Consider the following 25,923-nt stretch of genomic DNA (forward strand, 5'->3'; position numbering starts at 1 on the left):
GTTTAAAGTCGTCTTATGTTCATCAGAATTTAAAAGATATTAAAAGTATTTGGAGTCAAAAATGTCAGCTAAAGACGTAAAATTTGGTGATTCAGCGCGCAGCAAAATGATTGCTGGTGTGAATATCCTTGCAGATGCAGTGAAAGTAACACTAGGTCCTAAAGGCCGTAACGTTGTGATCGACCGTTCTTTCGGTGCGCCACACATCACCAAAGATGGTGTAACGGTTGCCAAAGAAATCACCCTAAAAGATAAATTCGAAAATATGGGTGCTCAGCTGGTTCGTGAAGTGTCTTCAAAAACCAATGACATCGCAGGTGACGGTACAACCACTGCAACTGTATTGGCTCAAGCAATTTTGAACGAAGGCATCAAGTCCGTTACAGCGGGTATGAACCCAATGGACCTGAAACGCGGTATTGATATTGCGGTTAAATCTTTGGTTGCTGAAATTAAAGCAACTGCTCAACCTGCGTCTGATTCTAAAGCGATTGAACAAGTCGGTTCGATCTCTGCAAACTCTGACACCACTGTAGGTAAACTGATTGCGCAAGCAATGGAAAAAGTGGGCAAAGAAGGCGTCATCACTGTAGAAGAAGGTTCAGGCTTTGAAGATTCTCTAGATGTGGTAGAGGGTATGCAGTTTGACCGCGGTTACATCTCGCCATACTTCGCAAACAAGCAAGACACGCTAACTGCGGAGCTTGAAAATCCGTTCATTCTTCTGGTTGACAAAAAAATCAGCAACATTCGTGAGTTGATCACAGTGCTTGAAGCAGTTGCGAAAACAGGTAAACCGCTTTTGATCATCGCTGAAGATGTTGAAGGCGAAGCGTTGGCAACTTTGGTTGTCAACAACATGCGCGGCATCATCAAAGTATGTGCAGTAAAAGCGCCTGGTTTTGGTGATCGTCGTAAAGCGATGCTGCAAGACATCGCGATCTTGACTGGCGGTACGGTGATTTCTGAAGAAATTGGCATGCAGCTAGATCAAACTGCACTTGAACATTTAGGTACTGCACATAAAGTGACTGTATCTAAAGAAAACACAGTGATTGTGGATGGTGCGGGTAATGCAGGTCAAATTTCTGAACGTGTTCAGCAAATCCGTGCGCAAATTGAAGAATCTACGTCTGAATATGACAAAGAAAAACTTCAAGAACGTGTTGCTAAATTGGCAGGCGGTGTTGCAGTGATCAAAATCGGTGCTGCGACTGAAGTTGAAATGAAAGAGAAGAAAGACCGTGTAGACGATGCCCTTCATGCAACGCGTGCTGCGGTTGAAGAAGGTGTGGTTGCAGGTGGTGGTGTTGCACTGGTACGTGCAGCGAAAGTATTGGATAACGTAACTGGCGCGAATGATGACCAAAACGTAGGTATCAACATTCTACGTCGTGCGATTGAAGCGCCGCTTCGTCAAATCGTATCGAATGCGGGTGATGAGCCTTCAGTGGTGATCAATGCTGTGAAAAATGGCGAAGGCAACTTCGGTTATAACGCGGCAACAGGTGTTTATGGCGATATGCTCGAAATGGGTATTCTTGACCCAGCAAAAGTAACGCGTTCAGCACTTGAGCATGCTGCTTCTGTTGCTGCATTAATGTTGACAACTGAATGTATGATCACGGATATTCCAGAAGACAAGCCTGCAATGCCTGATATGGGCGGCATGGGTGGTATGGGCGGCATGATGTAATTCATGTTGATCATCCGATCTTAAAAAAATCCCTACCTCAGGTAGGGATTTTTTTTATTTCTTGATAAAAAAGTACGATTTCAATAAAAAATAGAGTAAAATTTGAGACATAAGTTTGATCTAGATTAAAAAATGCAAACAGGGTATCATTTTTTATTAAAAAATTGATTAATGTTTATTTTTGTAACATTTGATCTTGGAATATATAAATTTTTGGTTTATGATTTAATCAAAATATAATTGATGTGCGGCTATATGAACAGTACAGTTATAAATAATGAGGGGAAAAGTTCAGAGGATCATTCTGAATTGGTATTGATTAGTAAATGTGAATTAAAGTCTTTATACCGAAAATTAAAGGAATATGAAGATCGTTTACGGAGGTATGAGCATGAGCATAAAAAAATTTTAGCTTATTTCACGCATAAAAATTACAATTGATTTAACTCATCAATCAACTTTTTAATGATATCTTTATGATGATTTTTTAAAGCGCGAAACTTCAGATAATAGTCTAGATCTCCAGCATCGTGTTCTGAAATCTGGGCACTAGGATTAATATCTTGGTCTCCAAATCTTAGCCATTGATTAGATACATTTAACCAAATCGCTAAAATAGAGAGTTTATCTTGGCTAGGGATGGCCTTACCTAATAACCAGTTATTTGCAGATTGCACCGAAATAGAGGTGCCATCGTAACGGTTATTAAATTCTTTAGATAAATAAGTCGGACTAATAGGGTGTCCGTTATCCATTAAAGCTTGTTTTAAGCGTTCAGCAAATAATTTTTTTTCTTCTTGATTGCTCATAAATTCCATTCTCTCTCTTTCTAAACCATCATACATTTTTAAATTCTATCTTAAAAATGTATTTTGAATGCCACAATATTTTTCAGAGCCCAATTTTAAGAAAACTCTATTCATATTTCAATTGTAACAAAGTTCTTCAGCCTATCTTGTTGTAATTATTTGTAATTTTTATTTATTTCTACACTTTAGATTGAATTCAACTAAATAAAAATATTAGTCAATCAATCTGTGAATTAATCAAGGTTACTTTATCATTTTTTATTTCTTAAATTGCTATTTAAAACAAAATCTTAAGTTAATTTCATATTATTTTCACCCTCAAAATCAATTTTAAATTTAAAAATAAATCAAATATTGATTGATATCTTTGTTTCGTTTTGTATATTATTGCCTCAGGTCCGCTCTAGCAGCGGCAGGTAGTGGATGGCAGTCTCCAGAACAACCAGACATTCAACTCAGTTTTGCTGGTTTACATCAATCCTAGGGTAGACCAGTCTTTTTATAAAAATTGAAGGAAATTTACATGAAATTTCAAAAGACTCTTTTAGCAGCTGCTTTAACTTTAGCTTCATTCACAATGGCGAATGCGGCTGAGCCAAAAAAAGGTGAGCAAGTTGTCGATCAGTATGCATTCACTGCAGAAGGTACGACAGAGCCTACTTATGTATATGCAATTGGTAACAAAGTTTATACACGTGATCTAATCGAAGGTTCTACTACTAATTATAAATTTAATGAATTAGAAAATGAGACAGTTGCAACTATTAAAGCGGATGGCTATACGTTTGTTCGTGGTGGTTTAGTTGGTACTGAGACTGTCGTTGGTGGTCCTGAAGAATCTGAACCTGTAGAAGTACCTGCAGACACAGCACATACTTGGGAATATTCATTATCTTCTAATACAACTGTTATAGGTGATGAAGTTCAATTTTCTGGTAACGTAACTAGTGAAATTGAAGATGATGAGCAAGCGATTGATGGTGTGTTGGAAGAAGCAGATACTACGATTGTTGGCAATGGTAAATTCCAAAATCTTTCAGTAGGTGCTTTTGAAGGTTCTAATGGTAACAACCTTGGCGTAATGTCAACAGAGATCATTGTTGCGCCAAATGGAACAACTACAGTTGCTGAAACTGCCCTTAATGCACATGGTTTAACCTTAATTAAAGTTAACCCAGAAAATTTAAATGGTAATGTTTCTATTAACTATGAGACAGGTACTTTAACATCACAGCAAATTACTGGTGGCACAGCTGTAGCTACTACACCACTAAAAGCTTACGGTACAATTAGTGAAACTGGTGTTCGAGATGCACAAGTTATTGAATTCAATGGCAAATATTACACGGTTGCTGCTGATAAAACTCTTACAGAAACAACTGTCGACTCAATCGAAAACCTTACATTGGTAGGTGCTGGTGCAGCTTCTGGTCTGTTTGGCGGTGTTACAAACCAAATTAATTCAACAGCATTTGTAGGTGCTACTAAAACTGTATATGGTGAATCGGTACAATCTTTTGACAATGCTGGTCAAATTTTAGTGGGTGGTAGTGATACCAATGCATCTGCAGGTGTAATTCCAGCAGGTACAGATTTCCAAGTTGGTACAAATGGTCCAACTACAACTAAGTCTCAAAGTGTAGAAACTGGTATTATTGCTACTGATTCAGAAGGCGGTAATATTTACGGTTTAGAAGTTAAAAAATCTACAACTGATGTAAATGGTACTACATCTGCTAAAACTACAATCACTGCTGACTATGTAGATTCTGGTGACTTCCGTATCAATGGTGTAAGTATTGTTGATAATATCCAAACTACTGTAGACGACGCTGTAGGTGGAGCAACTGCTCAAATCGATGCTAAAATTGTTGAAGTGGATCAACGTTTAACTCAATTCAATACAACAGCTGGTCAATTAAATAGCCGTGTTAATCAGTTGAACTCTCGTATTGATGACGTAGAAAAAACTGCTTACCGTGGTGTTGCAATCGCATTAGCTGCGCAACAACAAATTCCTAACATCGGTGCTGGTCAATTCGCTGTATTTGGCGGCGTAGGTCACTATGAAGGCGAATCTGCTGGTGCCCTAGGTGTTGCAAGCGTGTTTGCCGATGGTCGCACTTCTGTAAGTGCAGCACTTGGTTTCGCTGGCGGTAACGAAGTTGGTGGCCGTGTAGGTGTATCATACGTATTTGGCGGTAAGTAATTACTCCTTATACTGAGGTATAAAAAATCCCCGCAATAGCGGGGATTTTTTTATTCTTTACAAAATTATGATGAAGACTTTTTAACTAATTTATAATTTAAATTACTCTCAATTTTTTTACCTGATTCAACATCACGTGCTTCGATAAAATTTTCGCCAACAAAGAATTTACGGTTTTCAGCTTTGTTATCTAATGTGATGAGTGACGGATCCTGAGGATCAAAACTAAAACTGCCTTTGAGTTCAAATTCATTATTATTAGCTTTCCCTAAATATTCTTCACTCAGTTCATAAGTCTTATCTGAATTAAGCTGTAACTCGACTTTAATGCCTTCACAGTCGGCACAAGGAAATACACCTTCATATTCACCTGCCCAATCTAATGAGGTCTCTGCGCTATCAGTACGGTTCACACTGGTATTCGCGTTATTTTGCTCCATCATGGTTGGGCTGGATGGTGCATTATGATTCATTGGCTCATTGTCATTCTGTTTTGAACATGCTGTCAACGTTGATGAAATAGCGACTGCCATCGCAGCGGTGAATATAAATTTCTTCATTGTTTTGATCCTATGGATTTATTTGTTAGCTAATTACATTAAAAGCAGTCTATATAGATAAATAGAGCAATCTTGTTAAAGTTTGATTCATTAGGTGAATCAGATCAAAGTTATTCATCAATCAATAGACTTCAGGGATTTTCATAAAATATTAAAGGCATTTTATGTCGTTTCACCAAGGGCTGCTTGGCGCTATGATTAAGAAAGAACTATAAAAAATGAGGCAGCAATGAAATTAGAACAAGAAAATAATCTTATTGCAAAAATTTATGATGCTGCATTATTGCCAGCTTTGTGGCTGGAGGTGATCGAAGATATCGTGAGCTACACTAAAAGTAAGAGTGCAATTTTTACCGGTCTGGATCAGCTTAATCCAGGCTATGATTTTGTTCACACGTATAATATCCCGAATGAAAGTTTGGCTGCCTATCAGGATGAACGTATCAGAGTGATTGATATGAAACTTCATATGCCCTTATGGAATGATATTGAGATGGGGGATGCGCTAAATCAGAATTGTCAGCATTATGCAGAGCGGCCCGGTACGGATCATTATGTATTTTATGAAAAATGTTTAAAGCCAACAGGTGTCTGCTATCTGGCAGGCGTGTTGCTCGATCGAGGTCATTATCGCTGGGCCGTACTCGGTATCCATCGTGCGCCTGAGGTGCAGCCTTTTGAACAGGCAGAGCTGGATTTTCTCCGACGAATCAGTATTCATTTACGCCGGGCTTTACAAATTCACCGGCAAATCAGCTTGATTCAACAAGATAATTTAAACTTGTATACGCTATTGGAGGGTTTAAAAACAGGGATTATGCTGCTTGATCAAAACTTGTGTTTAAGCTATTCCAATCCTGTTGCACAGCAGATGATTCATCAAAGTTCATGTCTGGATCTGGATAGACATAATCATCTAAAAACCCATCCTTCTCAGCAGGCACGTCTTGATCAGTTGTTAGAAAGTGCTTTACTGGATGCTACAACGGTTCAGGCTGAGGTCGGTGGAATCTTGGCACTGAGTGATAGTACAGGGTCTCAATTAATGCTCACAATCGTGCCGTTTAAAAAATTAAGAAATATTCAACCTTTACAAGCAGATCAGCACCAGATTGCATTATTTATGACCGACAAGAACGAGCATTACTCACTGTCTAGAGCTTATCTACAGCAGTGCTACCATCTGTCAAAGCGAGAATTTGATTTATGTGAATTGTTAATTAATGGCTATAAGCTGGAAGATATTGCAGAGCAATGTGGTATTACCCTAAGTTCAGTTCGCACCTATTTTAAAAATATTTATGAAAAGACCAACTGCACCTCACAAATTGAGCTGATGCACTTATTAATGGGATGTACGATTCAGTTTGAACATATTGATTAAGATAACGCCATCTTCTGATGGGATTATCTGAGTTGATTTTATTTTAGTTGAGTCGAGAGAGTGTAAAACCACCTTCGCTACTTCCCGTCAATGTGAGGATAATAGCATCAATTGTACCTAACAAACCTAAATGTGCATGAGTCTCGGAAAGACCTGTACAACCGTTGGTATCAATGATCTGAACAATCTACAAATAATTTACTATCTCGGATCTGGTAGTTACCATATTCGATTCCCGCTCCACTACAAGATGTGTCTCCAGCTTCGACTTGATCATGCCCGATAGCATCAACTAGCGTATATGTATGATTTGCCTTGAAAACGAATAATTGTTTACCCGAACCTGAGCTCCAGGCACCTATAATTCCCGAATTATGAAGGGTAATTTTCGTAAAAATTGCACTTTCATCTGGATTTTGGGCTTCCGAAATTTTTAATTGAGTGCTGTCGAAGAATATTTTCATATGGCTTAATCATTGTCCGAACCGCCACATGCCGTGATTAACCCCGTTAAAGCAAGACAAATTAAAGTCTTTTTCATTAGAATCTTGCTGAAATTATAATGTCAGGGAAGTATAAAAAGACGTGATGTTTTGCCATATCCCAAAATGAGGAGGTTAGGAGCATTTTAGTGAATAAGCTCTTGAATTTATTTCACAATCATCGTTGATGGAGCGAGGTAGTCAAACCTGAGTGCTGCTTGATGGGTAAATTAAGTTGAAATGTATAAGTGTTTAATTCATTTTTTATTTGAAAAATCTAATTATACAAATATAGATTAATTGGTTATTTGTTGTGCAATTTGCACTATCTATATTTGCTTAGATTGCTAGAATCTGCGCAGATTTGAATAGAACTGGTGCATAAGGTGTTTGAGAAGTTAGCAGAACAAAGTCTGAACATGATGGGTTGGGAAATTGATAATCACTGGCCACTAGATTTAGAGCAATGTGTCATGATTGCTGCTCCTCATACCAGTAACTGGGATGCACTCTATGCGCGTCTGGCTTTGAAAGCGTTAGGTGTGAATGTTCGCTTAACCATTAAAGACAGTTATATGAAATTTCCATTGGGGCCTTTTGTACGGGCGATGGGCGGAATCGGGATTGACCGTCGACCTAAGCAGCCGGGTGAACCGCGTCCGAGCATGGTACAGGTGATGACGGATTTATTTAAGACCCATCCCAAACTGGTCATGCTGGTCACACCAGAAGCAACGCGTGCCAAACAGGAACAGTGGAAAACCGGTTTTTATCATGTTGCGATCAATGCGGGTGTACCGATTGCTTTGGCTTATATGGACTATGCTAAGAAAAAAACTGGTGTAGGTAAAATTGTTTATCCGACAGGGGATTATGAAAAAGATATGGCGGAAATCATGGCATTTTATGCAGATATTCAGCCAAAATTCCCTAAATGTTTCAGTGTCGATCAGCGTTATTATCAGAATTAAAATTGCATTGTAAAAAAAGCAGGGTATTTTCCCTGCTTTTTTATTGCCTAAGAATTAAGAATATCAGACAAATACTACTTAGTTTTCAGAAGCGGGTAAAATTCCACCGAGGCTTTGACAGGCACTTTTATACAGCTCATATTGCTGTTGCACAACTTCCGATAAGGGAATATCAAATAACTTTTCACCTTGGTGATAATGCTCGATATACGCTTCGGCCTTGGATTTTGTGCTATAGAGCGAATGCTGATAATAATCGGTCATACTGGTATGCGACATCTGTGACATCTCGATCTGGGAGCACTGGAAATTTTGCAGCAGCTGTTCCGATTTTTTCAGATCGCTAGACATACAACCTGCCAGCAATAAGGTACTGAGCAATGTCGTGATAAATTTCATAGAAAATAGACAAAAGGTTTTATGGGAACACCGTATTGTAGAAGTAAAATCCGGTCACAAAACCTTTTTAATCTACCAGATGGTCAAAAAATAGAACAATAGAATCTAAAAATCCCGGTCTATTCTCTGGTCAGTTAACCTTTAACCAAGCCGCCATCCACAATCAGGTTTTGTCCGGTCACGGCACGTGAATAAGGCGATAAAAACATCAGGATTGCAGCAGCAAACTCTTCTGGTGTAATCACGCGGCGTAAAGGAGTTGATTGAGCAATTAGATCAAAAACAAAGTCTGGTGTGGCTTTACTGGCATCTGTGGTTTGTAACAGGCCGCCAGAGAGCATATTGACATTAATACCATATTGTCCCAAATCCTGCGCCGTAGTGCGAGTAAAGGCCAATAAAGCCGCTTTTGCTGCGGTATAGTCATGATAAGGAACCACCGGATTTTGCACTAAGTTTGTGCCGATATTGATGATCCTGCCAAAACCCGTGTGCTTCATATCGTCCAGTGCGGCTTGCGTGGTATTGAGGGCGGCCTGTACTGCACCACTGAATTGACGTGACATGGTCTCCCAAGTTAAATCTTCAACCTTAGGACGATCATCCCCATTAAATTCAAACTGAATCAGCGCATTATTGACGACCGCATGAATCGCTTCCCCGAAATGGTTTTTTGCCGCAGCAAATAAAGTCCGTACCTGATCAGCCTGAGTGACATCGGCCTGATAAATAAAGACCTGCTCGGGATACTGCTGCACAAGCTGTTCGGCGGTTTGCTGACTGCTATGATAATTGACGACGACGCGAGCACCTTCTGCCAATAGGGCTTGAGTAATCGCCAAGCCCAAGCCACGTGCTCCGCCGGTAACGAGAACAATCTGATCACGAATCTGCATAATGATGATCTATATTACGAAATATTGGCCCTAACATAGCAGTTATGTCAGCGGATTCAAGCCTGAGGCAAAGTAAACGGATTCTGCATGAGATTGGGCTTAAATGAATTGGGACGCTAGAAGAAAACAGCCGGCACTGAACAGCAAACTCAGGATAATGCGTTTAAACAGCAGTTCAGAAATTTTATAGAAGAGTTTTGCCCCTAAAATGGCCGGAATACTGACAAAAACTATTAACACTGCCATATAGGGTAAATGACTTTGATCGATCATACCTTGCCATAGATAGGTACCGAGTGCGAAGACCTGAACTGCAAAATTAAAATGCCTCAAGATATAGCGTTGCTGGGCTTTCGGGAGTTGTTTCAACATCACCCATGCTGAAGGGACAGCTCCGCAGAAACCACCGAGTCCGCCTAATATTCCACCCATCAATCCGATACTACTGTCGGCTATCTTTCCCGAGCGCTGAATGGTTTTGATTTGTGGATTGAGCAGCATTAGCGGAGACCAGAGCACCAGAAAAATGCCCAAAACCAGTTTAAATGTATCAGCTTGGATGATGTGCAGCAGGTAAGTGCCGAGCGGTACGCCAATCAGACCCGCTACTAAATAAGGCAGTAGCCACTGTTTAGATAATATGGGTGGCTTCTGTTCCTGCGTCAGTGAAATTAAATGACTCCAGATAGAAGCAAATACCAGCAAGGGCGCTGCCAGTTGCGGAGCCAATACCCAGACCCAGAATGACATGGCAATCAGGGCAAAGGCAAAACCGGTCAGCCCCTGTACGAAACCAGCGACCATTGCACCAAGAATAAATAACAGCCAGGTCATAAAGGTCAGGTCAGAAGGAAAGGCAGCAGTATTCTAAAGATCAGGGCAAAAGCCAAGCTTTTAGTTAGCTGTATTTATGCAAATTAAAGTTCAAATGTGCGTAAAATATTAAAACGAAAATAAGGAATGAGTTTTTTATTCCTGCATAAAAATGCATAAATCACTACAACAGAGCAACAATGAGTTCGTTTAGTCTCCATGAACTCGCCTGATACTGATAGGGTGCAGTAAAGAGATTAGGGACATGATTAAAAAAGCGATTTTACTTTCTGTATTGGCAGTGTCATTAACAGGTTGTGTGGTTGATCCATGGGATGAAGGTTCTCGTGATCACCGGGATCGCAACGGACATTATGATCGAGACCACAAGGATCGTGACTGGAAAAATCGGGAGCATAGAGATCATCGGGATTGGAAGCGTGACAGAGGTGACAACCGTGATTGGCGCCGTGATCGTGACTAAAATACTTCTCGCGTCTTTCAGTTTGACTATTATTGACAAAAAAGGATTCCACCGCGGAATCCTTTTTTAATGGGTCTTAATTGTAACTTTATTTAAGAAACACTTTTTTGATAAAGCCCTGCACGCACTGTGCCGGCTTTGGTATTTTTAATGAGTCGCCATGACGCTGGTAATTTAAGCAACTGTAGATCACGGTCTGCTTCCACATAAATATAAGCATTATTTTTCACCAGATGATCCGCCTGTAATGCCAGCTCTTCCCATAAGTTCAGGCTATACGGTGGATCGAGAAAAACCAGATCAAATTGTGTTTGCAGGCTGGTTAACGCTTGCTGCGCCGTTGCTATTTTCAATTGGGCGCGTGCTTTGGTGACTTGTAATAGTTCAAGATTCTGGGTCAGGAATTGTGCCTGAGTACGATCTGGTTCAATCATGACGACTGAGGCCGCACCACGCGATAAGGCTTCAAAAGCCAAGGCACCAGATCCTGCACAAATGTCCAAAACCTGTGCATTTTGTACGTCCCACATAAGCCAGTTAAACAGGGTTTCGCGTACTCGATCAGGCGTCGGGCGTAAACCCTCAATACTGGCAAAAGGTAGTTGACGACGTTTCCAGTCACCCCCAATAATTCGAAGTTGGTTTTTCATTTTAGTCTCGTTCTACCGGTGTGGGAGCAGGAGGTGCTACAGCTGGAGCAGCTGCATTTGCAGATGGATTGGTGGCAGGATCTGGTGGCTGAATATTGGCTGGAGCTACAGTGGCTGCATCTTGACTCAACATGCCTGCACCACTTGGCAATTCAGCAGGCTTGATTCCGGCTGTCATCAGACCACCACTGAGCTGATGACCTTGCGGGCGTACCGGCTTCTTATCTTTATGCAGCAACCAATAATCAAAAATCGGACGAGCCAGCACAGTGGCTGCACTACCGCCACGACCATTTTCCAGAATGACCGCAATCGCAATTTCAGGATTTTCAGCAGGTGCAAAACCGACAAACAGGCCATGATCCAGCTGACGGTCGGTCAATAAGGATTCATTATAACGCTTGCCTTGAGCAATGCTCTTCACCTGAGCTGTACCGGTTTTACCTGCAATGGAATATTGTAAGCCACTTTTGATGCCTCGGCCTGTACCAGATTGAATCACGTCGACCATGGCATCACGCATCTTGATCCAGTCTTCTTCCTGACCATTAAAATCGATCTTGCCGTGGGTACCATTATGTACCTTGAACGCTTTGGCACCGCGACTTTCACGTAACACATGCGGAATGACTTTATTGCCATGGTTGGCGGTAATGGCCGTTGCCATGGCCAGTTGTAACGGCGTTGAAGTGAAAGCCCCCTGACCGATACTCACCGAAATAGTTTCACCTCGTAACCATTTGGCGTTACGGGTACGCATCTTCCATTCCGGGTTCGGGTACAGTCCTGAGCTTTCACTTGGTAAATCCACGCCGGTTTTTTCACCAAAACCAAACTGACGCATCCAGGTGTTCATTTTCTCAATGCCCATGCGGTAGGACATGACATAGAAATAAGTATCACAAGAAACGACCTGAGCTTTGTGCATGTTGACTGCGCCATGCCCGGATTTTTTATGGTCACGGAAGCGGTGACTATCGCCCGGCAGACTGAAATAGCCCGGATCAGAAATAGTGGTATCCCAGTCCACCAGACCATAATGCAGGCCGCCCAATGCAAACATCGGTTTAATGGTTGAACCAGGAGGATAAACCCCTTGCACGGCGCGGTTGTATAAAGGTTGATCCAGATTATCACGCAGATCACTATAATCTTTATGACTGATACCGGTTACAAACAGATTTGGATTGAAACTTGGACTGGAAACCAGTGCCAGAATTTCCCCAGTTTTCGGATTCATCGCCACAATCGCACCACGGCGTCCAGCCAGTTGCTCTGAAGCCACCACCTGCAAACCATAATCCAGTGACAAGAACAGATCATTACCGCGCACCGGATCCTTACGGCCCAAATGCCGTAGCACATTACCAAAAGCATCCGCTTCTACCGATTCATTTCCTGGCACCCCATGCAGAAGTTCTTCATAGGATTTTTCTACCCCAATTTTCCCGATCAGGTTGGTCCCGGCATACAGATCCTTGTCAATGGCTTTGAGTTCTTTGTCATTAATCCGGCCCACATAACCAATCACATGGGCAAACAGGTCGCCATGCGGATAATAGCGGGTCATCTGGGTTTCAATATTCACGCCCGGAAACTGATATTTGACCTCGCTAAAACGGGCAATATCATTTTCATTCAGGTTGAGCTTGATCGAAACCCGTTCGGTTCTACGTGCTGTTTTGATCCGGCTTTGGAAGCGTTCAATATCTTCTTCGGTCAGCTCCAGAATAGGCTTCAGACGTTCCAAAGTCTGGTCAATATCCTGCACATCGGCGCGGCTTAAAGTTGCGGTAAAAACCGGGTAGTTATCGGCCAGCAATACGCCGTTACGGTCATAAATATAACCGCGCGCTGGAGGCAGAGGTTGCAGACGAATCCGGTTTTGGTCAGAAGCGGTACTGAAGGTCTCGAAATTAAAGAGTTGTAAATAAGCATAGCGGCTGACCAGCAGCAGCATAAAAAAGATGACGATTCCAACAGAAATCCATACTCGACTACGATAGATGCGCTTTTCTTGTTGTGCATTTTTTAAAGGAAAGTGCTGCTTCATACGCGATCGACTTGAGACCTGAGGAAAGGAGGAAAGAATCAAAGTGGAATATTCTAACGCAACTGGACTTGATTTGATAATGAAAAACTGCCATTACGATCAGTTCCTTTAAGCTTTGACTTTGCAGACATGAAAATTGTAAAGTGCTGTATATAAGAGTTGTGATAATTCTGATACAGTAAAATCGAATAAAAATAGGACTATACCAAAAACTATAATTAAGGAAGATGGTGAAGGAATGAACAAGGTTTACCCTTTGTTGGCGTTTGCATTGTGGGCGAACGGGGCCTATGCACATGATCAAATCAATAATACTGCAGATAAAGTAGAAGCTACTCAGGCAAAAGCCTTTAATGTTGGGGCTGGTTTTACCCGGAAGCTGGTACATTTAAATACTGAATGGGTTAATCCTTATGGGATTGCTTATGTGAAAGGTGGGGTTTTTCTGGATGATGATCGAACGATAGGGGGACAAGTAGGCTTTCGTTATCCTGCACATCTGACCGGCAAGGATAAAAATGGGTATTATGTCGGAGGCTATGCGGGTCATATTGAAAGCAAACGCGTCGACAATGAATACAAGGCCCGCTTAGGTGCTGGAATTGATTTGGCCTATGTTTTGTTGAGTTCAGAGCGAATCAGCAGTTTTAGTGTCGGCATTGGTGCCGGAGAGAAATTTGAAGATCGAAATGGTCGTGTGGTGGCCGAAACTGAACCGCGACTACAATTTTCCTATACTTTAAGTATCGGTTTATAGACAAAATATTTGACCTTATAAATATGTGTATTCTGTGAACAAAAAATTAAATATGGAACTTATGCATGCTTGAGTACGTCAACGAATTGTGGCAAACCTTTGTGAATCGCCCGGATTTTTGGGCCGTGCTCAGCATTATTCCGGTGACCGCATTTGTAACGTGGGCTCACGTCTGGATGGCACTGAAAATGGTGTTTTATCCGATCAATTTTTGGGGTGTCCATCTCGGTCCTGTACCTGTCGGCTGGCAGGGGATCGTGCCACGCAAAGCTGGCCGTATTTCAGGCATTATTACCGATAACACTTTGTCTAAACTAGGTTCCATCCGCGAATTTTTAGAGGCCATGGATCCAGATGATATGGCACGGATCATTGGTGAACAGGTCGGTTTCGAACTGGAACATCTGATTGATGAAGTGATGATGGATCGTAATGCAGTCCTTTGGGAAAACCTGCCTTTTGCCATCAAACGCAGAATTTATGCACAGGCACAAAAACAAATGCCGGCAATTTTGCGTGAATTGGTGACCGAGCTGACCATGAACGTCGAGTCACTTGTCGATATGCGTGAAATGGTGGTCAGCCAGATGGAAGGTGACCGTCGGTTAATGGTGCGCATGTTTCTGAAAGTGGGCCAAAAAGAAATCAATTTTATTTGGCATATCAGTGCACTCATCGGCATGTTCTTTGGTATTTTCCAGATGATTGTCTGGTTCGTGGTGCCTTGGCACTGGACTGTTCCGTTCTGGGCTGCCATCTGGGGCTTTTTGACCAACTGGATTGCAATCTGGATGGTATTCAACCCGCTCTATCCGCACCCGGTAAAGTACCCGCAATTCTTTAGCCGTACCACAAGTCGCAAGTTTCCATGGATTAAACCTGTCATTCCGCGTATTGGCACCTATAACATACAAGGCGCATTTATGAAACGTCAGGATGAAGTCTCTGATGTTTTCGCAAGTGTAGTCACAGAAGATCTGATTACGTTAAAATCGATCATGACCGAGATGATGTATGGTGGGAAAAAAGACAAAACCCGCCGCATTGTCAAACGTCATATTAATGAAATTATGGAAACACCCCTGGTTCGAACCTCTTTACAGCTGTCTTTAGGGCCAAAAGAGTATGCAAAACTCAAGACGGACTTGATCGATCGCTCGATTGAAATTACGATGGTGCCTGTATGCGACCCAGCATTTAATGCGAGCCGTGCACAGAAAATCTATCAAATGTTTAGAGACCGCATACGCGAGTTGACTCCGAAGGAGTTTCAGAATCTTTTACGTCCTGCATTTCAGGAAGATGAATGGATTCTGATTTTATTGGGTGGGGTAACCGGTTTTGTCGCGGGTTTAATCCATTTGTTTGTGGCTTTCTTATAATGAGATGCCGGGGGACACAATCGGGCGATTGTGGTCGTGGCGTCATACATATTGTTTAAATGAGGATGTTTATATATGCGCATTATCTTACTCGGACCACCTGGAGCAGGTAAAGGTACACAAGCTCAGTTGATCTGTAAGCGCTACAATATCCCACAAATTTCAACCGGTGATATGCTCCGTGCTGCAATTCGTGAAGGAACTGAATTAGGTCTACAAGCTAAAAGTGTCATGGACAATGGCGGTTTGGTTTCTGATGAGTTGATCATTGGTCTGGTCAAAGAGCGTATTGCGCAACCTGATTGTGTAAATGGCTGTATTTTTGATGGTTTCCCGCGTACCATTCCTCAAGCAGAAGCTTTAGAAAACGAAGGTATCAACATCGATCACGTGATTGAAATCGATGTTCCAGATGAAGAGATCGTACAACGTCTTTCTGGCCGTCGTCAGCACCCGGCATCTGGCCGTGTGTATCACATCGTTTATAACCCGCCAAAAGTGGAAGGTAAAGATGACGAAACGGGTGAAGATCTGGTTCAGCGTCCAGATGATCTGGAAGCGACAATTCGTAAGCGTTTAGGTTCTTACCATACTGAAACTGAGCAACTGGTGGGCTTCTATCAGGGCCGTGCAGCATCAGGTGAAAATGCACCGACTTACAACAAGTTAAACGGTCTGCGTCCAATCGATCAGGTTCAGACTGAGCTTTTCGCGATTCTGGATCAAGCAAAATAATCGGCTAACGATGATTTTGACAATCGAAGAGCCCTAAGTCATATTAGGGCTCTTTTTTATTGCGTATTTGAACAGGTGCTATGGCTATGAAATTTGGCGTGTTGGTATTAATGGTTATATTTCTGGCAGTGTTGATGGGTCTGTTCTATATGAGTTTTAAAATACTGAATAAAGTACGTCAGGAAGAACGTGCAGAAAATGCAGCCAAGCATCCACAACGCCAGTTGCACCCGAAATTGCAGGCGGAGCTTGAACAGCGCAAAAAAGAACAGGAACAGGCTGAACACGATCAGAATAAATAATTCGGCATGCTTCAGTGGAAGCTGAGTCCAGTTTTAAATAAAAGCGGTATGCTGAAAATTGTAGAAAAGGTGAGGTATTGATCACCTTTTTTTCGGTCTTAGTTTTGTTCTGCAATTCTATTCAGAAATAGCGATATTCTTCACTGCAATTGCGCGCGCTGCACCAAATTCAAAACGATCGGGCCAGTTACACACATCGGCGACCACACATTCATGACATTTCGGTTTACGGGCAATACAGCAGTAACGGCCATGTAAAATCAGCCAGTGATGAGAATCAATGATAAATTCTTTCGGAATCACTTTGACCAGGCGATACTCAACTTCAAGCACATTTTTACCTGTAGCCAATCCGGTACGGTTACCAACCCGGAAAATATGTGTATCCACCGCCATGGTCGGTTGACCAAAGGCAGTATTCAGCACCACATTGGCCGTTTTCCGTCCCACACCCGGCAAGGCTTCCAGATCTGCACGATTATCCGGTACCACGCTGTTGTGCTTCTGAATCAGCATCTCACAGGCTTTAATTACGTTGACTGCTTTTGAGTTATATAAACCAATGGTCTTGATATATTCCTTTAAACCATCCACACCGAGCGCATAAATCGCTTCCGGTGTATTGGCGACTGGAAACAGTTTGTCCGTGGCCTTATTCACGCTGACATCGGTGGCTTGGGCAGAGAGCGTTACTGCCACCAGTAATTCAAAGGGATTGGCATAATTCAGTTCGGTTTTCGGATTGGGGCGCTGTTCACGCAGGCGTTCAAAAAAGGTCTGAATCTGTTTTTTGGTCATGTTTTTTACAGGTTTTGTGCTCGCAGTGGTCATGTACTTATCCCTGTAAGGTCTGTAATTTTTCAGCTAATTCTGTCAGTTGCAGGCGTTTGCTGGCATCTTCACGAACCGAAAGCTGTTTTTCCAGCTTTTTAATTTGGGTGCGTAGTTTTGCCAGTTCAATCGTGGTTTTAGAATCTAGCGTAATTGGAGTATTCGCCGGCTTATTCACGACTCCAATCACAGGAAGCTGCTCATTTAAAGCAGAGAACTGGGCAAACAGGGCAGTATTGATTTCTGCACGGACGACTGGGCCCTTACGGTCAGTACGGCGTTTTTCTTCACGCTGGATATGCGCATAATAGCGCTGACGTAAATCGTCCTGTTCAGCAATACGCTGTGCTTCAGTCGGCAAAGGCTGTGGGTCTTCGACCAGATCGATACAGTCAACCGGACACGGTGGAATGCACAGTTCGCAACCAGTACACAAATCGGTCAGAATGGTATGCATCAGTTTGCCGGCGCCAATAATCGCATCGACCGGGCAGGCGCTAATACATTTGGTACAGCCAATACATTCATCTTCACGAATTACGGCTTTGATGCGCTGCGGGCGACCGTCGGCTTGAATGGGCCAGACACTTTCTTCTGCCACAAGTTCAGGACGATTTAATAATGCAGCCAAAGCATCGGCAACAGGCTGTCCGCCTGGTACACATTTATTGGCATTTTCACCCTCAGCAATCGACTGGGCATAAGGTAAACATCCGTCACGATGACCACAGAGTCCACATTGGGTTTGAGGGAGTAAAGCATCAATCGATTGGACCAGAGAAGTTGGCGAATTCATGAATAACCAGAGCTGCTCATGCTGAGCTTTGCAGTAAGTGAAACAAAATATGTCGAGTTATGCATTTTAACATATTTTTAAACTCCTAAGTCGTGCGCAATTAAAGGTCAAGTTATGCTTTATTATTAAGCATAAATCTGAATCTAAGCCTTGATTCAATTGGCATTTCCTGACATAGAAAAAATATTCATAATCAATATAAATATTTGTTATCAAATTAATTTTAAAGTATTTTCAAAAAAAGTATTGTAGATTAGTTACAAAAGATATTTAATATTTTGCGCCAAAATTTAACATTGATTGTAAATTTGACCAATTTTGATCCATTTTCTGCTGAGGATTAAGCGTTGAAATACAACACACTTAATGAGTTCCTAGATTACGTAAAATCACGTGATGCACACCAACCAGAATTTCTTCAAGCTGTCGAAGAAGTGATGACCAGTTTGTGGCCATTCATTCAAAAGAATCCACAATACGCAGCACATGGTTTGCTAGAACGTCTAGTTGAGCCAGAACGTGCGATCCAGTTCCGAGTTTCTTGGGTAGATGACCAAGGTCAAACTCAGGTAAACCGTGCGTTCCGCGTACAATACAACTCAGCGATCGGTCCATTTAAAGGTGGTATGCGTTTCCACCCTTCAGTGAATCTTTCAATCCTAAAATTCTTAGGCTTTGAGCAAACATTTAAAAATGCTTTAACCACACTTCCTATGGGTGGTGGTAAAGGCGGTTCTGATTTTGACCCTAAAGGCAAATCAGAAGGCGAAATCATGCGTTTCTGCCAAGCTTTAATGATCGAGCTATATCGTCACCTGGGTGCGAACACAGATATCCCTGCAGGTGATATTGGTGTGGGCGGTCGTGAAGTGGGCTATATGGCCGGCATGATGAAAAAATTAAGTAACGACACTGCATGTGTATTCACCGGTAAAGGTTTAACCTTCGGTGGTTCATTGGCGCGTCCGGAAGCAACGGGTTACGGTACTGTGTATTTCGCTGAGGAAATGCTCAAGTCTCGTGGCGAAAGCTTCAAAGACAAAGTTGTCGCAATTTCAGGTTCTGGTAACGTTGCGCAATATGCTGCTGACAAAGCGTTGTATCTGGGCGCGAAAGTGGTTTCACTTTCTGACTCTGCGGGTACGGTTCACGTCAAAGACGGTTTCACTGAAGCATTGCTTGCTGAAGTGATGGAACTTAAAAACGTAAAACGGGGTCGTATTTCAGAATTTGCCTCTAAACATGGTTTTGAATATCTGGAAGGACAACGTCCTTGGGGTATTCCATGTGATATCGCACTGCCATGCGCGACTCAAAACGAACTGGATGCGGAGGATGCTGAAAAGCTTCTCGCAAATGGCGTGATCTGTGTCGCTGAAGGTGCAAACATGCCTTCAACCTTGGCTGCTGTAGAGAAATTCATTGAAGCGAAAACGCTTTATGCGCCAGGTAAAGCATCAAATGCAGGTGGTGTTGCCACTTCTGGTCTGGAAATGTCGCAAAATGCATTGCGTTTAGGCTGGACCTTTGAGGAAGTTGATGAGCGTTTACATGCGATCATGAAAGAAATTCACCGTAACTGCGTAAAATTCGGTACCAAAGAAGACGGTACTGTGAACTATGTAGACGGTGCCAACATTGCAGGCTTCGTAAAAGTGGCTGATGCAATGCTTGCTCAAGGCGTATTCTAAGTCTGATTGAGTGTCGCTTTAAAAAAACCGAGGCCATAGCCTCGGTTTTTTTATGGATAGATATTTTATAATGAACCTTTCACGGCTTCGCGCTCGACTGCCATGTCATAAATATAAGCATATTTAGATTGATCTGCCGCAGGGTTCTTAATTTCAAAACGTTTTAGCCGAATAATCTGGCGTTCATTCGGTGAATGCTGAAAACCTTCAATCTGGTCATAGAATAATGTCCAGTCCTTATCGACCTGGGTCTTCAGACCGTTTTGATCATATTTAACCTGTTTAACTTGCAAGCAGCTTTGCTGAGCCACACCGGTACATGATTTTGTATCTGGGGAAATTTCCAGAAAAATTGTTTCAGCTTGCCCCTGATATCTGGTTTCCGGAGTCATTTTCCCGGTAAATTCATATTTTTGACCATCGGCAGCGGAAAGCGTTAGGGTCGGCTGGTCAAGGTTCGTGGTATTGAGCGCAAAAGGAATTGCACGTTTTTGTAAAAGCTGGCTGACAAAGCGTTCCTGTTGCATCAGTGCGGTATCGCAGGCCATTTCGGTTCCTATGACTTCGCTGGTGCTGATAATATTATCTTTCACTGACCAGTTTGTACTGAGTCCATTACAGCCCGTCACGGCACTCAGGCGGCCTTGAGCATCGAAACTGAGCACGATTGGCCGTTCCAGCCCGCGATCTAGTTGCCAGTGGTAGGCAGAAAGAAGCTGATTTTCACTTTTTTGTTGTAGGGTAGCCACTGTACGATCTCCAGCCTGCTGGATATCACCCGACTGACAGGCTGCAAAAGTTAAAGGTAATAATGCCAGTACAATAAATTTTAATTTCATGGATTTATAATAAAGAACAAAGAATTGAAATGATAACGGATGCATTTCTAAAAGATATGGATACATATCGCAGATTTTGGTTGCAAAATGTATCCAAATTTAAAAGTTAAAATTTTGAGTTTTCAATCAAGATTAATCGAAGCGGTAGACATCCATGCCCAGAGAACCCATGCTAAAACTGCTATGCACCAGACTAAAGCGGCTTCCGGTCCCCATCGCAAAGAAGATCGGGGCAAAATGCTCCAGTGTTGGATGATTACGCGCCATGTGTGGAATATTGGACCAGTCCAGTATCGCATCATAATCGCTATGGGCCAGTTTATGGACGACAAAATTGCGGAAATCTGATGCCCATACCGGTACATCAGCCGCCGTTCCATCCCAAGACAGTTCACGTAGGTTATGCGTGATACTGCCTGAACCAATCAGCAGGATTTGCTGCTCACGTAGCGGTGCCAGACTTTGACCAATTTTATAGATTTCATCGGCACTCATCGACATGGGCAAGGAAATTTCAACCACTGGAATATCCGCATCCGGATACATATGCAGCAGCGGCATCCATACGCCATGATCACGTGGACGAGTACTATTGGCATGTGCAGCAAAACCGGCATTGGCCAGCAAACCCAAGATCTGCTCGGCCAGTTCAGGATTTCCTGGTGCAGGATAGCGTAATTGATACAGCTCTGGCGGAAAACCACGGAAATCATGCCAGGTCTCTGGTCGAATACCGCTACTGACTTCCAGTGCCTCACTTTCCCAGTGCGCTGACATGATAATAATCGCTTCCGGGCGTGGCAGGTTTTCGCTTAAACGATGCAAGGCAGGACCCACTTGCTCAGGATTCAGCGCCAGCATAGGAGAGCCATGAGAAATAAATAAGCCGGGCAACGTTTGTAAGTTCATAAGTCAAACCACATCTAGAAGATGTCTCAATAATGCATTAAAAATAGCGAAAAAAGCAGGAGGAATTATTCAACAAAACGTTGCATAAACAGAACGCTTCAGCAAAATCATTAACCTGCACGATGGTAGGGATGGTTATGGTTAATGGTCATTGCACGGTACAGTTGTTCAATCAGCATCACCCGAACCATGGGATGGGGGAGTGTGAGCTTAGACAGGGACCAATGCCATGCAGCAGCTTTACGTACTGCTTCCGAATGACCATCTGGCCCGCCAATCGCCAGTACCACATCATTGCCTTCCAGCATCCAGCCTTTCATGGTTTCAGCCAGTTTTTCGGTACTGAACTCACGTCCACCCACTTCTAGCGCAATCAGGATTTCGTTCTGCTTGAGTGCATTTAAAATGCTGTCACCCTCAATATTTCGATATTTCAGGATATCCGCTTCAGAATCATTTTTGCCGCGCTTGGCCATGGGCAGTTCAATAATCTGGGTCTGTACAAAGGGCTGAATACGTTTGAAATAATCTTCAAAACCAGTCAGCACCCATGCTGGCATTTTTTGACCAATGGTCAGGATACGGATTTTCATACAGACAGATCAATAATTGGATACTTCATTATAACGATCAAACAACACGAAGTTGAGTCAGGAAACAAATTGAAATTGAAATGAAGGATTTAGTGCTGCTTTAATGTCCTGAGTTCAAGTCTCCGCTTGATAAAGGAATGGATAATAATAAATGCGGACTAAGGTCATCATAAAAGGATGTTGTACTTTGCTGCTGTTGGTCACCGGTCTAATCGGCTCAAGTTTCAGTGCTGCCAATACCAACACACGCGCTCAAATTTCTCATCTGGAATTGTTTTTCAGCCAGATCATGAGTGTCGATGAATTTCGAAATTACAAGAATGTTAAAGAACTGAATCGAGTGTCTGCATGGATTAAAGGACAGATGCAGCGTTTTGGCATTCCCTGTCAGTTTCAGGTCTATGTAGTTAATAGCCTAAGCTATCGAAATGTCATTTGCCATTTAAATGCTCAGGCCAAAACCAAAATGGTCATGGGCACGCATTATGATGTCTTTAGTGATCGATATGGTGCTGACAATAATGCCTCGGGAGTGGCAGGTTTACTGGAAACCGCAAGATTATTGGCCTTGCAAAAATCCAAGCTCAAACATGAGATCGAATTTGCTTTTTATACCTTGGAAGAGCCGCCTTTTTTCAAGACAGAACATATGGGCAGCTATATTCATGCCAAGTCGCTCAAGAAAAAAAAGCAGAAGCTGAAAGGTGTGGTGATTCTGGATTCAATTGGCTATTTTGATGAAAATCTGGTGCAGACTTATCCGGTGGGGTTGAAATGGATTTATCCAGATCATGGGAACTTTATTGCCGCGATTGGTCATTTGGCCTCGACCGGAATGACCGGAGATTATTGTACTGCCATGCAAAGTCTTAACCGTCTGGAATGTCAACGTTTTATTAGTCCAACTTTTGCTCAGGATATGAATTTTTCTGGTTATCTGAATTATGCCAAATTCAATTATTCGACCATGTTAATTACCGATACGGCGCATTATCGTAACCCTTATTATAATACTGAGCTGGACACCTTGGATAAACTGGATCTGAAAAAGATGACCTATGTGATTGATGGGCTGGTAGAGATGGCCTTGCAACCTTAATCAATTTCTTTACACAATAAAAAACCCTGCCGGAGCAGGGTTTTGGCAAATCAGCTTATCTTAATGACGGGCTGCTTTCGCTTCTTCTTTGGTTTTTACAATCGGTGCTTTCACCAAGGCTTTTGGCAAAGAGATGAGGGCCAGCGGTAAAATCTCATCAATCGATTTCACGGCTTTAATCTCTAAACCATCTTTTACATTTTCAGGAATTTCCGCCAAATCACGTACGTTTTCCTGTGGAATGAAGACCAGCTTGATGCCACCACGATGGGCTGCAAGAAGTTTCTCTTTCAAACCGCCAATACGTAATGCACGACCACCCAGACTGGTTTCACCTGTCATCGCGATATCCGGACGAATCGGAATCCCGGTAAATGCAGATACCAATGCAGTGGTCAATGCCAAACCTGCGGATGGACCATCTTTCGGTGTCGCACCTTCCGGTAAATGCACGTGCACATCGGTTTCTTCAAAGCGGGACGCTTCGATGCCAAGCTCATCTGCACGGGTACGCACCACAGTCATGGCAGCGGTAATTGATTCTTTCATGACATCGCCAAGAGAACCGGTGGTAATGAACTTGCCTTTACCTGGAACGGCTGCAACCTCAATGGTCAGCAATTCGCCACCCACCGAAGTCCAGGCCAGACCATTGACACGGCCGATTTGTGCTTCTTCTTCCGCCATACCATAGTCAAATTTATGTGCGCCCAAGTAATCTGGAAGATTTCCTGCTGTCACTTCAACCTGAAGATTTTTGGCTTTCTTGCTAACCGCTTCTTTCACCACTTTACGTGCAATTTTGGATACTTCACGTTCAAGGTTACGAACACCGGCTTCACGCGTATAACGGCGCACGATGTCACGAATCGCTTCTTCATGCACGGTCAATTCTTTGGCACGTAGACCATTGTTCTTGATAGCTTTTGGTACCAGATAACGATCTGCAATATTGACTTTTTCTTCTTCGGTATAACCCGGAAGACGAATCACTTCCATACGATCCAGCAAGGCTTCAGGAATGTTCATGCTGTTTGCGGTACAGATAAACATTACTTCAGACAGATCCAGATCTAGATCCAGGTAGTGATCACTGAACTTGTTGTTCTGTGATGGATCGAGGACTTCGAGCATCGCAGACGCCGGATCACCACGGTAATCTTGCGCCATCTTGTCGATTTCATCGAGCAGGAACAACGGGTTTTTCACGCCAACTTTAGTCAATGACTGCACGATTTTACCTGGCATCGCACCAATATAGGTACGACGATGACCACGAATCTCGGCTTCGTCACGTACACCACCAAGGGCCATACGCACAAATTCACGACCAGTTGCTTTAGCAATCGACTCACCCAGTGAGGTTTTACCAACACCCGGAGGACCGACTAAACATAGAATTGGGCCACGCAATTTTTTCACACGCGACTGAACCGCAAGATATTCCACAATACGATCTTTGACATCGTCCAGACCATAGTGGTCTGCATCCAGAATTTCCTGTGCTTTGTTCAGGTTAATGCTGACTTTGCTGGCTTTATTCCACGGTGTATCCAGAATCACTTCCAGATAGTTGCGAACAACTGCTGCTTCACTTGAGGCAGGCTGCATCGCTTTGAGTTTACGGAATTCGTTTTCAGCTTTCTTGCGTACATGCTCAGGCAGATCTGCTTCAGCAAGACGTTTTTCAATTTCAGCGACATCATCTTCCGCGCCGCCGTTCATGTCGGAAAGCTCGCGCTGAATGACTTTCATTTTTTCATTCAGGAAGTATTCGCGCTGGTTCTTTTCCATCTGACGTTTAACAGAGTCATGCAGGGTTTGCTCAATCTGCTGTTCTTCAGATTGTTGCAATAGATAAGTCATCAGCTCAGTTAAATGCGCTTCGAATTCATCATGTTCCAGGAATTTTTGTTTGACATCAATATTCAATGGAACACGGGTCGCCACGAAGAATAATAACTGTAACAGGTCTTCAATTTTGTTGGCTGCGGTAATCAGTTCACGCGCATTACGAAGTTTCGCTTCTGCATATTGAGCAAAAAGCGCACGTAATTCTTGCAAGCGCACGGCTTGAGTGTCTTCATCCACCGTAACGGTCATTGGGCTGAGTTCATGTTCTGCTGTCAGATACTCATTTTCGTCAATGATGGTTTTCAGTTTGGCACGGTGCAGTCCTTCAATCAGGACTTTGATACAGTTTTCATCATTTTCGTGATTCACAACTTGCACAATCTTCGCGACAGTACCGTATTGATATAAATTGTCGTGATCAATTTCTTCTGTAAGCGAATCTTTTTGCGCAACTACAAATACTAGATTGTCACTGTTACGAGCCACATCAACTGCATTGATCGATTTTTCACGACCGACAAACAGCGCAATTTGCATATGCGGATAAACCACCACATCACGCAGCGCCAAAAGGGGTAGTACACTTGGAACCTGAGGCTCTAAGGTTTCTTGATTCATAATAATTTCAGACATGAGCACTCCTAATGAGTGACAACGGTGTTGCCATGTTTTAATAGTGATGGGTAATTTAAAAAATACAAGGGGCGTTAAGATTAAATTGTATGAAAA

The 25,923-nt window shown here is 42.7% G+C and carries 25 protein-coding genes; 11 read left to right on the top strand and 14 right to left on the bottom strand.

All coding sequences use genetic code 11. From position 1 onward, the window contains the following. Positions 1 to 61: 61 nt before the first annotated feature. A complete protein-coding gene (gene groL / locus FTU90_RS05685) occupies positions 62 to 1,696 on the top strand; it encodes a chaperonin GroEL (protein WP_005096312.1) in 1,635 nt (544 codons plus the stop codon). A gap of 431 nt (positions 1,697 to 2,127) precedes the next feature. Here the strand turns inward: groL and FTU90_RS05690 are convergent, their stop codons facing one another. Continuing rightward, on the bottom strand, positions 2,128 to 2,541 hold the full coding sequence (locus tag FTU90_RS05690; protein ID WP_180072028.1) for a hypothetical protein: 414 nt from the start codon (positions 2,539 to 2,541) through the stop codon (positions 2,128 to 2,130). A gap of 487 nt (positions 2,542 to 3,028) precedes the next feature. On the opposite strand from FTU90_RS05690, the gene FTU90_RS05695 reads away from it, so the two are divergent. Continuing rightward, the gene (locus tag FTU90_RS05695) at positions 3,029 to 4,714 is read left to right on the top strand and encodes a YadA C-terminal domain-containing protein (RefSeq protein ID WP_180072029.1); all 1,686 of its coding nucleotides are present in this window, start codon (positions 3,029 to 3,031) and stop codon (positions 4,712 to 4,714) included. A 65-nt stretch (positions 4,715 to 4,779) separates the two neighbouring features. Here the strand turns inward: FTU90_RS05695 and FTU90_RS05700 are convergent, their stop codons facing one another. Then, positions 4,780 to 5,274: a copper resistance protein NlpE gene (locus FTU90_RS05700; protein WP_180072030.1), complete on the bottom strand. Its 495-nt coding sequence runs from the start codon at positions 5,272 to 5,274 to the stop codon at positions 4,780 to 4,782. A 229-nt stretch (positions 5,275 to 5,503) separates the two neighbouring features. Between FTU90_RS05700 and FTU90_RS05705 the strand changes: the two genes are divergently transcribed. Then, positions 5,504 to 6,658 (top strand): LuxR C-terminal-related transcriptional regulator, encoded by a 1,155-nt coding sequence (locus FTU90_RS05705; RefSeq protein WP_180072031.1) that lies wholly within the window; start codon positions 5,504 to 5,506, stop codon positions 6,656 to 6,658. 170 nt (positions 6,659 to 6,828) lie between these two features. Here the strand turns inward: FTU90_RS05705 and FTU90_RS05710 are convergent, their stop codons facing one another. Beyond that, on the bottom strand, positions 6,829 to 7,122 hold the full coding sequence (locus FTU90_RS05710) for a hypothetical protein (RefSeq protein WP_159516440.1): 294 nt from the start codon (positions 7,120 to 7,122) through the stop codon (positions 6,829 to 6,831). Positions 7,123 to 7,562: 440 nt separating this feature from the next. Between FTU90_RS05710 and FTU90_RS05715 the strand changes: the two genes are divergently transcribed. Further along, positions 7,563 to 8,111, top strand: a complete 549-nt coding sequence (locus tag FTU90_RS05715) for a 1-acyl-sn-glycerol-3-phosphate acyltransferase (RefSeq protein ID WP_171063359.1) — start codon at positions 7,563 to 7,565, stop codon at positions 8,109 to 8,111. Positions 8,112 to 8,189: 78 nt separating this feature from the next. Here the strand turns inward: FTU90_RS05715 and FTU90_RS05720 are convergent, their stop codons facing one another. The 3 genes from FTU90_RS05720 to FTU90_RS05730 form a co-directional block, all read right to left on the bottom strand. Then, positions 8,190 to 8,510: a hypothetical protein gene (locus FTU90_RS05720; protein ID WP_005096317.1), complete on the bottom strand. Its 321-nt coding sequence runs from the start codon at positions 8,508 to 8,510 to the stop codon at positions 8,190 to 8,192. A 134-nt stretch (positions 8,511 to 8,644) separates the two neighbouring features. Next, positions 8,645 to 9,406: a 3-oxoacyl-ACP reductase gene (locus tag FTU90_RS05725; RefSeq protein WP_180050718.1), complete on the bottom strand. Its 762-nt coding sequence runs from the start codon at positions 9,404 to 9,406 to the stop codon at positions 8,645 to 8,647. Between the two features lie 99 nt (positions 9,407 to 9,505). Next, the gene (locus FTU90_RS05730; protein WP_074383066.1) at positions 9,506 to 10,240 is read right to left on the bottom strand and encodes a sulfite exporter TauE/SafE family protein; all 735 of its coding nucleotides are present in this window, start codon (positions 10,238 to 10,240) and stop codon (positions 9,506 to 9,508) included. Between the two features lie 244 nt (positions 10,241 to 10,484). Here FTU90_RS05730 and FTU90_RS05735 point away from each other — a divergent pair, with 244 nt between their 5' ends. Then, positions 10,485 to 10,703, top strand: a complete 219-nt coding sequence (locus FTU90_RS05735; protein ID WP_180072032.1) for a hypothetical protein — start codon at positions 10,485 to 10,487, stop codon at positions 10,701 to 10,703. A 92-nt stretch (positions 10,704 to 10,795) separates the two neighbouring features. Here FTU90_RS05735 and rsmD read toward each other — a convergent pair whose 3' ends face one another. Both rsmD and mrdA read right to left on the bottom strand, forming a co-directional pair. Continuing rightward, entirely contained in the window at positions 10,796 to 11,353 is a 558-nt protein-coding gene (gene rsmD / locus FTU90_RS05740) for a 16S rRNA (guanine(966)-N(2))-methyltransferase RsmD (protein WP_005096323.1), read from the bottom strand. Between the two features lies 1 nt (position 11,354). Next, on the bottom strand, positions 11,355 to 13,406 hold the full coding sequence (mrdA, locus tag FTU90_RS05745; RefSeq protein WP_074383064.1) for a penicillin-binding protein 2: 2,052 nt from the start codon (positions 13,404 to 13,406) through the stop codon (positions 11,355 to 11,357). Positions 13,407 to 13,644: 238 nt separating this feature from the next. On the opposite strand from mrdA, the gene FTU90_RS05750 reads away from it, so the two are divergent. The 4 genes from FTU90_RS05750 (at position 13,645) to FTU90_RS05765 (ending at position 16,582) form a co-directional block, all read left to right on the top strand. Beyond that, entirely contained in the window at positions 13,645 to 14,163 is a 519-nt protein-coding gene (locus tag FTU90_RS05750; protein WP_005096326.1) for a hypothetical protein, read from the top strand. Positions 14,164 to 14,228: 65 nt separating this feature from the next. Next, positions 14,229 to 15,545 (top strand): hypothetical protein, encoded by a 1,317-nt coding sequence (locus FTU90_RS05755; RefSeq protein WP_005096327.1) that lies wholly within the window; start codon positions 14,229 to 14,231, stop codon positions 15,543 to 15,545. A gap of 75 nt (positions 15,546 to 15,620) precedes the next feature. Next, positions 15,621 to 16,280, top strand: a complete 660-nt coding sequence (adk, locus tag FTU90_RS05760) for an adenylate kinase (protein ID WP_005096329.1) — start codon at positions 15,621 to 15,623, stop codon at positions 16,278 to 16,280. Between the two features lie 86 nt (positions 16,281 to 16,366). Then, on the top strand, positions 16,367 to 16,582 hold the full coding sequence (locus FTU90_RS05765) for a DUF3149 domain-containing protein (RefSeq protein ID WP_005096331.1): 216 nt from the start codon (positions 16,367 to 16,369) through the stop codon (positions 16,580 to 16,582). Between the two features lie 117 nt (positions 16,583 to 16,699). On the opposite strand, the gene nth is transcribed toward FTU90_RS05765, so the two are convergent. Then, the gene (gene nth / locus FTU90_RS05770; RefSeq protein WP_180072033.1) at positions 16,700 to 17,413 is read right to left on the bottom strand and encodes an endonuclease III; all 714 of its coding nucleotides are present in this window, start codon (positions 17,411 to 17,413) and stop codon (positions 16,700 to 16,702) included. 4 nt (positions 17,414 to 17,417) lie between these two features. After that, positions 17,418 to 18,209: an RnfABCDGE type electron transport complex subunit B gene (locus FTU90_RS05775; RefSeq protein WP_005096333.1), complete on the bottom strand. Its 792-nt coding sequence runs from the start codon at positions 18,207 to 18,209 to the stop codon at positions 17,418 to 17,420. Between the two features lie 347 nt (positions 18,210 to 18,556). On the opposite strand from FTU90_RS05775, the gene gdhA reads away from it, so the two are divergent. After that, positions 18,557 to 19,900 carry an NADP-specific glutamate dehydrogenase gene (gene gdhA / locus FTU90_RS05780; protein ID WP_074383062.1) on the top strand — a complete coding sequence of 448 codons (1,344 nt, stop codon included), beginning with the start codon at positions 18,557 to 18,559 and terminating at the stop codon, positions 19,898 to 19,900. Between the two features lie 65 nt (positions 19,901 to 19,965). Here gdhA and FTU90_RS05785 read toward each other — a convergent pair whose 3' ends face one another. The 3 genes from FTU90_RS05785 to rlmH all read right to left on the bottom strand — a co-directional run bounded on the left by FTU90_RS05785 (position 19,966) and on the right by rlmH (position 22,241). Next, entirely contained in the window at positions 19,966 to 20,739 is a 774-nt protein-coding gene (locus FTU90_RS05785; protein WP_218945067.1) for an META and DUF4377 domain-containing protein, read from the bottom strand. A gap of 132 nt (positions 20,740 to 20,871) precedes the next feature. Beyond that, positions 20,872 to 21,648: a class III extradiol ring-cleavage dioxygenase gene (locus FTU90_RS05790; protein WP_005096339.1), complete on the bottom strand. Its 777-nt coding sequence runs from the start codon at positions 21,646 to 21,648 to the stop codon at positions 20,872 to 20,874. Positions 21,649 to 21,758: 110 nt separating this feature from the next. Further along, positions 21,759 to 22,241 carry a 23S rRNA (pseudouridine(1915)-N(3))-methyltransferase RlmH gene (rlmH, locus tag FTU90_RS05795; protein WP_005096341.1) on the bottom strand — a complete coding sequence of 161 codons (483 nt, stop codon included), beginning with the start codon at positions 22,239 to 22,241 and terminating at the stop codon, positions 21,759 to 21,761. 151 nt (positions 22,242 to 22,392) lie between these two features. Between rlmH and FTU90_RS05800 the strand changes: the two genes are divergently transcribed. Further along, complete coding sequence (locus FTU90_RS05800; protein ID WP_180072035.1) at positions 22,393 to 23,340, top strand: M28 family peptidase; 948 nt, start codon at positions 22,393 to 22,395, stop codon at positions 23,338 to 23,340. Between the two features lie 60 nt (positions 23,341 to 23,400). Here the strand turns inward: FTU90_RS05800 and lon are convergent, their stop codons facing one another. Further along, complete coding sequence (gene lon, locus FTU90_RS05805) at positions 23,401 to 25,827, bottom strand: endopeptidase La (RefSeq protein ID WP_100355264.1); 2,427 nt, start codon at positions 25,825 to 25,827, stop codon at positions 23,401 to 23,403. Positions 25,828 to 25,923: the final 96 nt, after the last annotated feature.

This window comes from Acinetobacter sp. YH12200 (assembly GCF_013418175.1).
GTDB classification, from domain to species: domain Bacteria; phylum Pseudomonadota; class Gammaproteobacteria; order Pseudomonadales; family Moraxellaceae; genus Acinetobacter; species Acinetobacter pseudolwoffii.

Excerpts from the sequence above, each read along its gene's own strand:
- FTU90_RS05735 (WP_180072032.1), top strand. The coding sequence starts at position 10,485 with ATGATTAAAAAAGCGATTTTACTTTCTGTATTGGCAGTGTCATTAACA.
- FTU90_RS05755 (WP_005096327.1), top strand. The coding sequence starts at position 14,229 with ATGCTTGAGTACGTCAACGAATTGTGGCAAACCTTTGTGAATCGCCCG.
- FTU90_RS05710 (WP_159516440.1), bottom strand. The coding sequence starts at position 7,122 with ATGAAAATATTCTTCGACAGCACTCAATTAAAAATTTCGGAAGCCCAA.
- FTU90_RS05715 (WP_171063359.1), top strand. The coding sequence starts at position 7,563 with ATGGGTTGGGAAATTGATAATCACTGGCCACTAGATTTAGAGCAATGT.
- rlmH (WP_005096341.1), bottom strand. The coding sequence starts at position 22,241 with ATGAAAATCCGTATCCTGACCATTGGTCAAAAAATGCCAGCATGGGTG.
- FTU90_RS05790 (WP_005096339.1), bottom strand. The coding sequence starts at position 21,648 with ATGAACTTACAAACGTTGCCCGGCTTATTTATTTCTCATGGCTCTCCT.
- adk (WP_005096329.1), top strand. The coding sequence starts at position 15,621 with ATGCGCATTATCTTACTCGGACCACCTGGAGCAGGTAAAGGTACACAA.
- FTU90_RS05800 (WP_180072035.1), top strand. The coding sequence starts at position 22,393 with ATGCGGACTAAGGTCATCATAAAAGGATGTTGTACTTTGCTGCTGTTG.
- FTU90_RS05765 (WP_005096331.1), top strand. The coding sequence starts at position 16,367 with ATGAAATTTGGCGTGTTGGTATTAATGGTTATATTTCTGGCAGTGTTG.
- mrdA (WP_074383064.1), bottom strand. The coding sequence starts at position 13,406 with ATGAAGCAGCACTTTCCTTTAAAAAATGCACAACAAGAAAAGCGCATC.
- lon (WP_100355264.1), bottom strand. The coding sequence starts at position 25,827 with ATGTCTGAAATTATTATGAATCAAGAAACCTTAGAGCCTCAGGTTCCA.
- FTU90_RS05730 (WP_074383066.1), bottom strand. The coding sequence starts at position 10,240 with ATGACCTGGCTGTTATTTATTCTTGGTGCAATGGTCGCTGGTTTCGTA.
- FTU90_RS05750 (WP_005096326.1), top strand. The coding sequence starts at position 13,645 with ATGAACAAGGTTTACCCTTTGTTGGCGTTTGCATTGTGGGCGAACGGG.
- FTU90_RS05695 (WP_180072029.1), top strand. The coding sequence starts at position 3,029 with ATGAAATTTCAAAAGACTCTTTTAGCAGCTGCTTTAACTTTAGCTTCA.
- groL (WP_005096312.1), top strand. The coding sequence starts at position 62 with ATGTCAGCTAAAGACGTAAAATTTGGTGATTCAGCGCGCAGCAAAATG.
- FTU90_RS05705 (WP_180072031.1), top strand. The coding sequence starts at position 5,504 with ATGAAATTAGAACAAGAAAATAATCTTATTGCAAAAATTTATGATGCT.
- FTU90_RS05725 (WP_180050718.1), bottom strand. The coding sequence starts at position 9,406 with ATGCAGATTCGTGATCAGATTGTTCTCGTTACCGGCGGAGCACGTGGC.
- nth (WP_180072033.1), bottom strand. The coding sequence starts at position 17,413 with ATGACCACTGCGAGCACAAAACCTGTAAAAAACATGACCAAAAAACAG.
- FTU90_RS05775 (WP_005096333.1), bottom strand. The coding sequence starts at position 18,209 with ATGAATTCGCCAACTTCTCTGGTCCAATCGATTGATGCTTTACTCCCT.
- FTU90_RS05700 (WP_180072030.1), bottom strand. The coding sequence starts at position 5,274 with ATGAAGAAATTTATATTCACCGCTGCGATGGCAGTCGCTATTTCATCA.
- FTU90_RS05690 (WP_180072028.1), bottom strand. The coding sequence starts at position 2,541 with ATGTATGATGGTTTAGAAAGAGAGAGAATGGAATTTATGAGCAATCAA.
- rsmD (WP_005096323.1), bottom strand. The coding sequence starts at position 11,353 with ATGAAAAACCAACTTCGAATTATTGGGGGTGACTGGAAACGTCGTCAA.
- FTU90_RS05720 (WP_005096317.1), bottom strand. The coding sequence starts at position 8,510 with ATGAAATTTATCACGACATTGCTCAGTACCTTATTGCTGGCAGGTTGT.
- FTU90_RS05785 (WP_218945067.1), bottom strand. The coding sequence starts at position 20,739 with ATGAAATTAAAATTTATTGTACTGGCATTATTACCTTTAACTTTTGCA.